The 12,922-nt window shown below is 48.7% G+C and carries 11 protein-coding genes; 1 reads left to right on the top strand and 10 read right to left on the bottom strand.

Features of this window, described 5'->3' with window-relative positions; all coding sequences use genetic code 11:
- Nucleotides 1-15: 15 nt before the first annotated feature.
- The 10 genes from ASF12_RS25875 to ASF12_RS25830 all read right to left on the bottom strand — a co-directional run bounded on the left by ASF12_RS25875 (nucleotide 16) and on the right by ASF12_RS25830 (nucleotide 10,968).
- Nucleotides 16-1,101: a sensor histidine kinase gene (locus tag ASF12_RS25875; RefSeq protein ID WP_235533284.1), complete on the bottom strand. Its 1,086-nt coding sequence runs from the start codon at nucleotides 1,099-1,101 to the stop codon at nucleotides 16-18.
- Nucleotides 1,102-1,180: 79 nt separating this feature from the next.
- Nucleotides 1,181-1,873, bottom strand: a complete 693-nt coding sequence (locus ASF12_RS25870) for a PspA/IM30 family protein (protein WP_056040988.1) — start codon at nucleotides 1,871-1,873, stop codon at nucleotides 1,181-1,183.
- A gap of 2 nt (nucleotides 1,874-1,875) precedes the next feature.
- The gene (locus tag ASF12_RS25865; RefSeq protein WP_063892659.1) at nucleotides 1,876-2,373 is read right to left on the bottom strand and encodes a PspC domain-containing protein; all 498 of its coding nucleotides are present in this window, start codon (nucleotides 2,371-2,373) and stop codon (nucleotides 1,876-1,878) included.
- Nucleotides 2,374-2,378: 5 nt separating this feature from the next.
- Nucleotides 2,379-3,053, bottom strand: a complete 675-nt coding sequence (locus ASF12_RS25860) for a PspA/IM30 family protein (RefSeq protein ID WP_046232873.1) — start codon at nucleotides 3,051-3,053, stop codon at nucleotides 2,379-2,381.
- A gap of 33 nt (nucleotides 3,054-3,086) precedes the next feature.
- Complete coding sequence (locus ASF12_RS25855; RefSeq protein WP_056040985.1) at nucleotides 3,087-3,383, bottom strand: LiaF transmembrane domain-containing protein; 297 nt, start codon at nucleotides 3,381-3,383, stop codon at nucleotides 3,087-3,089.
- Between the two features lie 413 nt (nucleotides 3,384-3,796).
- Nucleotides 3,797-5,365, bottom strand: coding sequence for an ABC transporter substrate-binding protein (locus ASF12_RS25850; protein WP_056040983.1), 1,569 nt, complete (start codon nucleotides 5,363-5,365; stop codon nucleotides 3,797-3,799).
- A gap of 86 nt (nucleotides 5,366-5,451) precedes the next feature.
- On the bottom strand, nucleotides 5,452-6,381 hold the full coding sequence (locus tag ASF12_RS25845; RefSeq protein WP_056040981.1) for a carbohydrate ABC transporter permease: 930 nt from the start codon (nucleotides 6,379-6,381) through the stop codon (nucleotides 5,452-5,454).
- A 32-nt stretch (nucleotides 6,382-6,413) separates the two neighbouring features.
- Nucleotides 6,414-7,328, bottom strand: coding sequence for an ABC transporter permease (locus tag ASF12_RS25840; protein WP_056040979.1), 915 nt, complete (start codon nucleotides 7,326-7,328; stop codon nucleotides 6,414-6,416).
- A gap of 276 nt (nucleotides 7,329-7,604) precedes the next feature.
- On the bottom strand, nucleotides 7,605-9,212 hold the full coding sequence (locus ASF12_RS25835) for a helix-turn-helix domain-containing protein (protein ID WP_056040977.1): 1,608 nt from the start codon (nucleotides 9,210-9,212) through the stop codon (nucleotides 7,605-7,607).
- The gene (locus ASF12_RS25830) at nucleotides 9,205-10,968 is read right to left on the bottom strand and encodes a sensor histidine kinase (protein ID WP_056040976.1); all 1,764 of its coding nucleotides are present in this window, start codon (nucleotides 10,966-10,968) and stop codon (nucleotides 9,205-9,207) included. The genes ASF12_RS25835 and ASF12_RS25830 overlap by 8 nt, the downstream gene beginning before the upstream one ends.
- A 280-nt stretch (nucleotides 10,969-11,248) precedes the next feature.
- On the opposite strand from ASF12_RS25830, the gene ASF12_RS25825 reads away from it, so the two are divergent.
- A complete protein-coding gene (locus ASF12_RS25825) occupies nucleotides 11,249-12,760 on the top strand; it encodes a methyl-accepting chemotaxis protein (protein WP_056040974.1) in 1,512 nt (503 codons plus the stop codon).
- The last annotated feature ends 162 nt before the right edge of the window (nucleotides 12,761-12,922 follow it).

The following is a 12,922-nucleotide window of genomic DNA, read 5'->3' as shown; positions in this document are numbered from 1 at the left end:
CGTCCTTTTCACTGTTTACCCATTTATATCCAGCGGCACCGTAATATGAATCAGTGTGCCCTCCCCAGGGCGTGATGACATATACAGCTTGCCGCGCAGCTCATTAACCCGCTCCTCCATCGTGAGCAAGCCATAGGAGGTTTTCTTCTTCTGCTCCAGATCAAAGCCCACACCGCTATCTTGCAGCAGCATGCATACGGCTCCATCCTCCCGATAAAGCTTTATGTTCATTGTATCCGCTTTGGCATGTCTAAGTGTATTGGACAATGCCTCCTGCGCAATGCGGAACAAATGATCCTCCGCCGCTGGCTTCATCGTTATGGAATCATCCAACGACAAATCAATCGTCATCGGCACTTTTTCCTTAAGCTCACCAACAAGCAGCGTCAGTGCTTGAGCGAGATTTTTCCCATCGAGGTGTACAGGCCGCAAATGGAGCAGCAGCGCTCTCATCTCCGACTGGGCCACGGAGGCCATCTCTTCAATCAGCTGCACCTGCCGGCGCGCCCGTTCCCAATCGCGCTCAATCGTCCGGCTGACCGCCGTCGCCGTCATCGAAATTGCGAATAGCTGCTGGCTGACCGCATCATGAAGCTCGCGCGCAAGCCGCTGGCGTTCTTCAATAACTGCAGAAAATTTAACCTTCTCCGTCCATACATCATCCTGCTCTTCCCGTTGTATGCTTTCCGAGTGCTCATCATGCTCAGCCGAATCAATCGTCACCGGATAGCTGCGTTTGCGCTGCTGCTCGGTCAACCGCTTAATGACCTCACGCAGCTTCGAATTTTGCAAATAATTGTTCAAAGCAACAAGTGCCATTGCTGCTCCAGTAATCGCGAGCCCAATAACTGCCCATTTCGCCTGCAGCGTAAATAAATTCACATAACCGATGCCTTGCAGCATAATGACTGCGAGGCTAAGTATAATAAGAAGCCATAGGAGCGACTCCGTTAAGTTTTTGCGCCGATTGGCTGCATCCCGCCCATTGCGCTGGCCGCCCAGTTTCTGCTGATGATGGCCTGGGCCTGGTAACGGCTGCCTTTGATCCTGTTGCTGCGGCGCAATAGGCTGATCTCCTTGCAAGGGCTTCTCTTCGGCCAACCTGCTCACTCCTTAAACGACAAGCAAGAAGGAGCAGACCGGTTGCCCGGTCCGCTCTCTTCTCATCCTGCGGGTTGTATTATTCCTGTGGTGCTTTATCCAGCTTCAGCTTGTTTTTGAGTGCATCCAGCTGCTCATCCACTTTAAGCTGTTTTTCGGCTTCTACTGCATTAAATGGTGCAGCCGTACCGCTGTAGGAATACGGTGTGCGCAATACATCCGCTTCCGCTTCCATTTGCAAAATTTTCTCTTCCATACGGTTGAAGCCTCTGGAAGCTGTACCTTTGTCAATTGTATTCGTAGTCGTCAATTGAGCAATATGCTTTTGCGCTTTCGCGACTTGAGCACGGGATGCCAGCTCATTGCGTTTGTTGCGAAGCTGATAAAACTCGTCTTTCAGCGCATGCAGCTGCTGAGTCAGCTCCTCTGCTTGCGATTTGGATTGAGCATACAGATCCGTGTATTCAATTACTTTTTGATCGAAGAACAATTTTTCTTCCAGCAATTTGCGGGCAAGCTGCTCTTGATCATTGCGGATTGCCGCTTCTGCTTTCGACTCACGGTCAGCCGTGCTGCGAACAGCTTCCTCCAAACGCTGCTTCATACGGCGCTCGTTGGCGATTTGCTTCGCTACTGTAACCTCTGCCGAATGAATTTCCGCTTCCATGTCACGCAGGTACTGATTGAGCATCACAACCGGATCCTCCATTTTGTCCAATACCTCATTCACCGATGCTTTCGTCATATCTTTCATTCTTTTGAAGATTCCCATAATTATAACTCTCCCTTCTCGTGTTTGGCTAATTTTGCGCGTAACTCATCGATTTCTTTACGAAGTGCCTTTTTCTCCAAATCCTCAAACATGCTGTCAAATTGCGACGAGGATGGGTTTGGTGGCGTCTGCCCAGTTTGACCGTTCCATTGCTGCTGTGGCCCTTTGGTGAACGAGCCTTGGAATTGCGAACCGAAGTTTTGGTTTCCACCAGCACCGCCGCTGCCATAACCGTAGCCATTGCCTTGCGATCCTTGACCGCCATTGCCGTAACCGTTGCCGAATCCATTTCCAAACCCGCCATTGTTATAATAAGGCGGCTCTTTCGGAACGACCAGACCAGCCAGTAAGTAGATAAAAATAACGATTCCGCTCGAGAATATGGTCACTACGATGAGTAAAATTCTGAGCAGTGTTGCATCTATATTGTAGGCTTCGGCAATCCCGCCGCATAAGCCGAATAGTTTGCTGTCTCGTGACGAACGGTATAGTTTCTTCAAATCAATCAGCCCTCCTTCTGCAGCTTCCTTTTGAGCTGCTCCAACTCTTGCTCGATTGCCGATTGAATCGAATGGCCTGCTTCAGTAGCGAACTCTCTGCCCATCCGGCGCAAATCATGCAGGCTCTTCGCTTCCAGCTCCATGTTGCTGATGCTGTCTTCGAGCCTTCTGAACATGCTGCCCGGCTGTGCGCCTTGCTCGCCAATTCCGCTAAACCTTGCATTCATTCGCTGCTGCAACCTTAGCGATTCCATTCTTGCTGCATAATATTCACGTCTATCATAAACCGATTGGTATTCACTGCGCATTTCACGAAGCTGTTCTTCAAGGCCGAGCGTATTCAACCTGCTTTGCTCGTACAAATCGCGGTATTGCGCTGCGCGCTCCTCGCTGCTTGCCTTCTCGTGAAGCGCCAGCCTTGCCAGCTGCTCCTCGCCTGCCTTCAAGGCAGTCATCGCTTGCTGTTCACGCTTTTCCTTCTGCTGCTCAGCTTGCAGCCATTGGATCTTCAAGTGGTTGGTGTGCCCTGTATATTGCTCATACAAGCGTTCCGCCTGCAAAATATCTTCCCTTGTCGACCAGAGAAACTGGTCAATCAGCTTAACGGGGTCCTCTGCTTTTTCCAATCGTTCATTTAGTGTGGCGACCGTGATGTCGCGAACTCTACGCATAATGCTCATTGGCTTCCCTCCTTAATCTCCATCTATATTTGATTAGTAACCGCGATAGCTGCTTTTTTTCAGAAGCGAAACGCCGTAAACGACGAGTCCAACAGCCAAGACCAGCAGGATCAAGCCTGAAAATTTTGAGAAAACACCGAGTGCACCGATCGTTATGAGAATGCCGCCGATCCATTTCTTATTGTTGCTCCAGCCAAGAACACCTAGGCCGATCAGAATGAAAGGGAACAGGAAGCCGATTAATCCACCAAGATGTACGCCGAGAAATTTGAGAACGATGAAGCTTCCTACTATCGCTAGGATAACACCAAGCAGTTTTTGATTTGCCATTTGTTTGTCACCGCCTTCCGTGTTGTGAATTGTGAAATGCCGCAAACCCAATCGTTTGTTAGTTCCTTGTGCCTCTTGCTTTGTTTCGCTTGTTTCATTTGCTTCGTTTGTTGCGGTGTTGCTTATGTACTTATTGTAGGTTGTTTTGCATGTTTCTAAAATGGACCTGCGGCTGTTTTTGCACTAGACCTTGGTCGGGGAGGCATGCCGTACCGCAGTCTTAGTGCGGTTTTTTATGTGAAAACAAGCGGGCAGCCCCCTCTACCTGAGGAGGCTGCCCGCTCGCTTGAATTACGTTGTCTACCGGTATTTTTTTAAATATAGGAAAGGATATCGTATCGCTATCCTTTCTCTATATTTCTCGGATTGAAACGCGCCGCGCCGCCAGAGGACGGCTTTCGGCCGTTTCACCTTTATTTGCTAGCTAAAAACTTGTCAAACTGGCTTTGCTTCTCAGCAATGATTTTCTCGATGCCTGCGGATTTCAGCTTCGCTGTATATTCCGGCAGTACTTTATCCACATCGACCGAACCTGTTTCGAGTGCCGTCAAATACTGTTTGTCGACGTTGACAACTGCGCCGATCTCCGCTTTCAGAGACTCGCCGTCAAAGACGAAGCCAAGGCCAGGAGAAACTTTGGCATTTTGGTTAAACTCTCTGAATTTTTCCCACTTGTTCGGGTCCTCAGTTTCCCATACATAGTTCAGGAACTGGCTGCCGAACATCCAAGCTGCGCCTGGGTTGTAGTTTTTCGTATTATCACTGGACTTAATCACTTCATCGCTAACCTTCGTATAATGGTCATTCTCGATACCGAAGTTAAGCAGATTGTTGACATATTTGTCCGAGTGAAGCAGATTGATGAACATCATAGCGCGAGCAGGATCCTCCGAAGTGGAAGAAATACCTAGCATAGAGCCAGCTGTTTCCGAAGTCGCAATCGTCTTCGTGTTCAGTTCCAGCTGAGCAAGCTTGCCAGTCATTCCTGTCTGGTTCTCAAGCTCTTTATCTTTGCCTGGCTTCAGCGACGAAGTCATCGAGAATACATTGCCTGCTTTCATAGCATCGTAGTTCATCGTTTGGTTCGTTGCTGCGTCGCTGTTAATGTAGCCTTTTTTGAAATAGTCGCGAGTCAGCTTAAGCGTATCGACATAACGCGCTACATCATAGTTCGCTTTAACCGTCGTGCCATCTTCATCTTTCAAAATAATGCCCGGGATCGACGTATCGCCCAGCGCGTCATAATTGCCGAAATAATGCGAGTTGAACGTCTCGCCGTCTTTCAAATAAAGCGGAGTCAATTCCGGATGCTTCTCTTTTACAACTTTGTATACGTTGTCAAGATCAGCAATCGTTTTTACTGCCGTCATATCGATGCCAAGCTCATCGGCAATGTCTTTGCGGTAAATGATGCCGCCTTGCGCCGCAAGCTCTTTATTCGTTGGAACGCCATAGTTTTTGCCGTTGATTTTCGCGCCTTCCAAAAATACAGGATCAAGCGTTTTCAAAATATCTTGGCCATTTTCCTTGAGCAGATCGCCCAAATCGAGGAATGCGCCTTTTGCAACGTTAACGGCATGCTTATTCCATTGCGCGGTGAAAATAATATCAACCTTTTGGCGCGAAGCGATCATGAGATTGATTTTATCATCCCACGGACCCCAATCGATGGGCATTAAATCAATGGAAGCATTGATTTTATCCTTCAAATATTCATTCAGCTTCGCTTCCACTTTCGCTTCATCTGCCTGTGGTGCTCCTGTGTACACGAGTTTAATCGTATACGGCTCCAGGCCCGCAGCTCCATTGTCAGCTGGTGTTGCCGCCTCGGATGCAGCTGGGCTTGCCGCTGCTTCCCCTGCATTGCTTGGTGAAGCATTTCCATTCGTCGCACCACTGCCGCCGGAACAAGCATTCAGCAATAAAGCAAAAGTGAGCATCGTGGTGGTAACGCCAAGCACTCCCTTATTTGTTCTAATCATATCCCCATTGACCTCCCCAAAAATGATAAATCTATGCTTGCACCGGCATTGATCCGGTAACAGCCCTTAGCAGGCAGAGCCTGCCGTCAGCCTTTTACAGCGCCGACGGTCAAACCCTTTACAAAATACTTCTGGAAGAACGGATAAGCGAATACGATCGGTCCAATACCCATAATCGCCATAGCCATACGCACCGTTTCATTCGGGAAGGAGACTTGGCCTCCCGCTGCGGCAATGGCCGATGCTGCGTTGCTGTTGCTCGCCAGAAACTGAATGTTGAGCAGCATTTTGTACATGAGATATTGGATGCTCAGCGTCTTGTCATCGGTAATAAAGACGAGGCTGAGGAACCAATCGTTCCAGTAGTTGACGGTGCTGAAAAGCGCAACGGTTGCCAGCACGGGCAGTGAAAGCGGCGTGACGATACGGAAGAAAATCAGCATCTCGCTCGCTCCGTCGATTTTGGCTGCTTCGAGAATGGCTACTGGAATCGTCGACTGGAAAAACGTGCGAATGACGAGCACGAAAAACGCAGAGACGAGCAGCGGCAGCACAAGGGCCCAAATGTTGTCCCTCAGATTCAGCATGTTCACGTAGACAAGATACCAAGGCACCAGCCCGCCGTTGAACAGCATCGTGAAGAAAATAAAGAAGGTGAAAAACTTGCGGTGCGGAAAGTCCGTCCGCGAAATCGGATACGCATACAGAGCCATAATAATGAGGCTGAGAATGGTACCGGCAATCGTTACGAAAATCGTAACGCCGTAAGAGCGCAAAATTTGCTGCCAATCGGTAAAGAGAAACTTATAAGCGGTAAAATCGATTTGACTTGGAATGAAGCTGTAGCCTTTCGTCAGCACATCCTGCTCATTCGATAGCGATACCATGACGATCAAAAGAATCGGCAGCAGACAAGCGATCGTATACAGCATAAAACCAATGTTGATGATCGTGTTCGCTGTAGGCGAAATCGCGTTGAACGGGTTCGAGCCCGATTTGCTCATTTCAGTTTGCATAAGGTTTGTTTCCTCCCATTTTTATCCATACTCTAAAACAATGCGCTGTCCTTGTCGACTCGGCGAACGAACCAGTTCGACAGGAATACGAGTATGAAGCCGACCAATGATTGATACAGCCCCGCTGCTGACGATAAGCCAATATCGCCCATTGCAATAAAGGTGCGGTAAACGTACGTGTCGATAACGTTCGTTACTGGGAACAAAGGACCCGACTCGCGCGGCACTTGGAAGAACAAACCGAAATCCGCATAAAATACCCGTCCAATTTGCAGCAGCGTTAGTACGATAATAGTTGGCATAAGCAGCGGAATCGTCACACTTTTGATTTGCTGCCATTTGCTGGCGCCGTCTATCGTTGCCGCTTCGTAATATTCGTCGTCAATGCCAATAATAGCCGCCAAATAAAGCACGGTGTAATAGCCGACATTTTTCCACGTATTAATAATTGGCAGCAGGAACGGCCATATTTTCGTCTCGAAATACCATTGCAGCGGCTCTAGTCCCAGCCATTTCATAATGGAGGTATTGACGAAGCCATGCGTATCATGCAGGAATCCGTACACCAAATAGCTGACTACGACCATCGATAAAAAATAAGCTAGGAAAATGACGGCTTGATGAAACTTAGCCATCAGCTTGTTTTTCATCTCATTGAGCATAATCGCAAATGCGACCGGCACAATCATATTCAGAATAATGAACGAAATGTTGTAAAGCAGCGTGTTTCTCGTAATAATCCAGGCGTCTGATGTTTTAAACAAATACTTGAAATTGTCGAACCAGACCCAAGGACTATTAATGATCCCATCAGTGTAATTGACGTTTTTGAATGCGATGACGGTTCCTAGCATCGGAATATAGTTGTTGAAAATCAAAAACAATACTCCGGGAGCCATCATGACATAGAAGATCCAATATCTTCTCATGTTGGTAGCGAGCGTCATATTTTCATCCTTTCTCCATCCCTCTCTATGTTTAAATTGTAATGAAAAACGGAGCCTCTCATCTATCGGCTCCGTGACTGTATTAACGCTATAATGACTTATTTTAGAAGCGTGGTGAAAAAGAGGCTCCACTGCATGAAAAGATTGGCTTACGATCGCCATTACCCTTGAATTTCTATGAATGAGCCGCAACTTGTTGAAATTCAAGGATAAAAGCGAACGCTGCCGCTTCTCCAGCTCAACCTTTTCATTCCGCTTCGCTTTTTCACCACGCTTCTAAATATGCTGAACCTTTTTGCGGTATTCCTGCGGGGTGAGACCCGTCTCTTTCTTAAACAGCTTGGAAAAATGGGAAAAGTTCGAATAGCCGATCATGACCGCAATATCGCTGATTTTCGTATTCGTCTTCTCCAGCTCTTCCCGGGCGCGGGCGATGCGCATTCTGACGAGATAATCTGTCAGCGAATGCCCCGTTTCCCGTCGAAACAGCCGGGACAAATACGCCGGATTCAAATAGACGGCTTCCGCCGCATGCTCGCGGCTGAACTGCTCATCCAAATGCTCCTCCATATAACGCTGCACCTTGGCTACGACCTGCGATACGTCCTTGCCCGCCGTTCCGGCATAGTCCGTTAGCTGCATGCATACTTGATGCGTCCAGCTGCGCATGCGCGGCAGCGACTTCATTACTTGCTCGCCCGCCTCCCATTCGCGCTTTGCGAATACGTCGGTTATAGCGACCCCCTGCTTGCTTAGCCACTGGAATACCATATTCATAAAGCCGAAATAAAACGAAGCCAGCTGCGTATAATCGCCGTTGTTGTGCTGCAAATGATCAAAATGCTCGTCAATGCGCAGCAGCAGTTCCGCTCGCTTGCCCGGTGCAAGCAGCATCGCCCAATCGGTGAAGGGCAGCGGCTGTGAAGCTGTCGATACGCTCGAAGTCTGAATGCTATGGCTGCTTTCGTGTATAACGGCGCAGGCCGCATTTACATTGCTGCGCTCCAGATCAAGCAGCCGCTGCACGCTGCCGCGAAGCTGCTGGGCCACCGTCGCGGCGCCGATATAGCAAGACAGCTGGCAATGCAGCAAGCCCCGTGCCTGCTGGATGAAATTTTTGCAGCGAGCAGCAATCGCCTGCTCGTCCTCCTCATTACTATAGAAGAGAGCGTACAAAATGCCGTTTCCGTCGTGCACAATATGCCCGGGCTTGCCGCCCAGCACGAGCTCGGCCGCGGCATTTTTCACCCCGTAGGTCATAATTTCCTCATCGCGCGCCGACCATTCCTCTCGCCAATGTTCGATGCTGATCAGCACCGCACGTATTTCACTATCCGCACGCAGCGGTATGCCGTACGTTTCCATCGAAGAATCCAGATGCACAGGGGCAGCCGAAACCCGGTAATGCAGCATATCCTGCCAAAAACGCTCAATAAGTGCTGGCCGCTGCTTGTTCCACTGCTCATAATAATGGCTGTAGGTGCTGCGGATTTCTTCAAGCTCCTCCAGCTCCACAACCTTCTCAATCGCGTTATGAATGCAGGTCTTCAGCACCTCATGATCGACCGGCTTCAGCAAATAATCGAAGCAATCCAGCTGCACCGCCTGCTGCGCGTATTTGAAATCGGCATGGCCTGTCAAAAACACGGTGACCGAGGAAGGAGAATGCTCATTGACCCACTCCAATAGCTGAATGCCGTTCAAATCAGGCATATCAATATCCGACAGCACGATGTGCACCTTCTCCTGCAGCAGCACTTCTTTGGCTTCCTCCGCATCGCAGGCGGTAAACAGCTGGCCTATCGGCACATCCGACCAATTAATCCCCTGCACTATGCCGCGAACGGCAATATCCTCATCATCTACTACTAGCAAATTATACATTCGAAATTAGCTCCTCTTCCCCTACCGGGAATCGAATGGTAACGGCAGCGCCGCCTTCTTCTACATTTTTGAACGTAATGGCTGCCCGTTCGCTATAAATTAATTGCAGCCGATGGATGACATTCATAATGCCGAGCCTGCTCGTCTCGCCTTCGATAAGCGGAATTTTGCGCTGCAGCTTGTCCAGCACCGGCTCCGAGAAGCCCGTTCCGTTATCGGTAATCGTCAAATAAAATCCGCCATCCTTTTGCGCCTCCACCCCAATATGTATGATGAATGGCTTGCGGCGGTTTTTGAACCCATGAATAATGGCATTTTCCACAAAAGGCTGCACCGTCAGCGCCGCGACCTTGTAGTTTCTCACAAATTCCGGCACGTCATATGTAAATTGCAGCTTGTCCGGGAAGCGCATTTTCTGAATCGTAATGTAATTGTCGATATGATCCAGCTCCTCGCTGAGCAAAATCATGTCGCGGTTTGACCGCATAATAAAGCGGAAATAATCGGCAAGATGCAGGGACATTTTTTTCACCGATTCCGTATCGCCAAGCGCCGCTAAATTATAAACAATGTTCAGGCTGTTCATATAAAAATGCGGGTTGATTTGCGCTTGAAGCTGCCGCAGCTCCCCCTGCTTGACGCGCAGCTGCTCCTCGTAAACGTCGATTTTGAGCGTCGTAATTTGCTCCGCCATTTTGTTGAAGGTGTTGCCGAGAAAAGCGAACTCCAGCGATTGCCCCGACTGCTTCGCCGCAAGGCGGACATCAAGCTGGCCGATGGCGATTTTTTTCATTCCGAGCATGAGCTCGCGCAGCGGCTTAAACAGCATATTGCGCATAAACAGCAAATAAATGCCCAGCAGCAGCAAAAAGCCAAACGGCGCAAGCAAAGCTGCATTTTGGAAAAAAATGAGGCTTTTCAGCAGCGTCTGCTCCGGAACCAGCACCCTATAGGAGATATTCGCCAAGCTGCTGTTGCGGTTTAACACCAAATACGATTGCTTCGTATCGGGATCGACGACCGAATTGGGCGACTCCGTCCCAGGAGTCAGCTGCCCATTCAGAAGCCGCGGCGCTTGCTCCGTCAGTGCCTGGGCGGACTGATCGCCTTCACGCAAATAAATGCCGTTGTTGCCGATGTCGCCATCGCTCCATTGAATCGCCAGCAGCCGCTCCAAATCCATCACCCGAATGATGCCGCCGACGTAAAGCCCATCTCTGACCTCAATAAAGTTAATGAGAAAATAATGCCCGGGAATACGTTCGTCGTATTTGACCTCCCACGTTTCGGGATCATTGAGCAGCGCTTGTCCTCCCTTCGTCATCTGCACCATATTTTGCTTAATGATTTGCCGCGCATCCTCATACACCGCATTGTCTGTGCCAAATATGATGTCATGCTCGTGATAGACAAAAATGCTGTCCAGCAGGCTGTACACGCCAACGTCCCGGTTCAGCTTAGAATCGATCTGCACCTTGGTGAGCATATACCAGTCGCTGTCCATCGGAAACGAGGTGAGGAGGCCAACATCGGAATCCAGCACCGACATCTGGTACAAATATTCATTGATCTCTTCCAGGTTATGATCCATCTGCCCGCCAAAAATATCGAGCGTATTGCGATACGTCTCCGAAACCTTCTCCCTCACAATTGTTTTCGCATACATATTGTTGATGAGCATGTATACGACAATGGGGAGCATAACGCCCATAAAGCCGATGATCAGCTTCGTTTTAATCGATTGCCCAAACCTCATAGGCCGAAATCCTCCCAAATTAATCTACTAATTACTCCTATATTACCATTGAAAGGCTTTTCTTTGAATCATAATCTATGAGTTTAGCAGCGGTCATTCTTCCTTCAAAGTGCCGTCTAGCGGACGGTTTTCATTCGTTTTTGCCGTTTAGGAAAAAAGACGCAATTTAAACCTATGAAAGTTTGTCGAACGCTGTAGAAATATAGCTTTTTAAGTGTTATCGTGGAGTTAACCTGGGACTTTATAGAAAAGTTTCGCAAATGAAAAGGGGGACAACCTTATGTTTCTCAAGGATGCTCAATCCAAGGCCATGACAGCCTTGCTAGAAGAAGCCAAAAAACGCTCCGAGCTATTTTCACAGCATGATTTTTCTCCATTTGCCCTGCCTGCTGTCCATTCAGACGCAACGAAAGCCATTGTAGAGCATTTTAATGCTGCCCTTCAGATGGTGACCCAGCAAGCCGCAGATGCGGAGCTTCGTTTACAGCTTGTAACGGAGGCTATCCAAGTTGGACTATGGGATATGCAGGTCATTGCCGGAGATCCGGTCAATCCGAAAAACACGTTTATTTGGAGCGATGCATTGCGCAAAATGCTAGGCTATCAGAATGAGGCTGATTTCCCGAATATACTGGACAGCTGGTCGTCCAAGCTGCACAAAGATGATCATGACTGGGTACTCGCTGCCTTTGCCGACCATTTGAACGATCGAACCGGGACAGTCCCTTACGATTTGGAATACCGCTTGCTGCTGAAAAATGGTCAATATCGCTGGTTCCGTGCAACGGGCACGACGGTAAGAGACTCGATGGGTGTTCCGCTCCGCGTAGCTGGCGCTTTATTCGATATCCATGACAAGAAAATGAAAGATCAGGAAACAGCGGCTCTCGTTACGCGCTACGATCTGATTAACCGTGCCCTAGTCGAAGCCCCATGGGATATGACGGTTGTAGCTGGCGACGTGGTTAATCCAAATAATGAATTTTGGTGGTCACCCCAATTCCGCAAAACGCTCGGCTTTCAAGACGAAAGTGATTTCCCTAACGTATTCAGCAGCTGGAGCAGCAGGCTGCATCCTGACGATGCCGAACGGACGGTGAAAGGATTTGCGGATCATATGAACGATTACAGCGGTAAAACGCCGTATGATCTGGACTACCGCTTAAAGCTGAAAAATGGCGAATATCGCTGGTTCCATGCAGGCGGAGAAACGATTCGGGACTCCAAAGGCGTTCCGCTTCGCGTTGCCGGCACGATTCGGGATATTACATATGAGAAAAATAAAGATGATGTCGTCAAGCTGTTGAATGAGAAAACCGAGCAGCTTTCGCAATCGATTATGGATATGGTCAAAGGCATTAACAATGTAACGACCCAGGCGCAGGAGCTCGCCGTTGCCCAAGAGCAATCGACCGAAGCAGCCAATCATGCCAAAAATAGTGCCGATGAAACGAAAAACATTTCTAATTTTATTAAAGAAATCGCAAATCAGACGAATCTATTGGGCCTCAATGCTGCAATTGAGGCAGCGCGTGCCGGCGAGCTCGGCCAAGGCTTCTCCGTCGTCGCCAATGAAGTGCGCAAGCTTGCCGTCCACAGCGCCGATGCAACGGTCAATATCGAAAACAGCTTGAACAAGATGAAGGATTATATCGAGGAAATTCTCCAGCACATTCATAACATGGCTAGCTTAACGCAGACGCAGGCTGCCCTGACCGAGCAAGTCAACGCCTCCATGGATGAAATTAACGACATGTCACAATCGCTGGTCGATATTGCGAGGACGTTGTAGTTTAAAGATATTAAGTACACGGTAAAAAGACAATTGCCTTTAGTTTAGGGGGCAATTGTCTGCTCTTCACACTGACTTTTCACTACTGAAATACCCTTAATCAATTAGTATAAATATGTACTTAGAGTTACTGTAATACCTCTACCATAAGAACTTCGCCAT

It is taken from the genome of Paenibacillus sp. Leaf72 (assembly GCF_001422685.1).
In the GTDB taxonomy this organism is placed as follows: Bacteria; Bacillota; Bacilli; order Paenibacillales; family Paenibacillaceae; genus Pristimantibacillus.
Note: the sequence above shows the minus strand (reverse complement) of the source record. Positions and strands in the feature narration are given on the sequence as shown.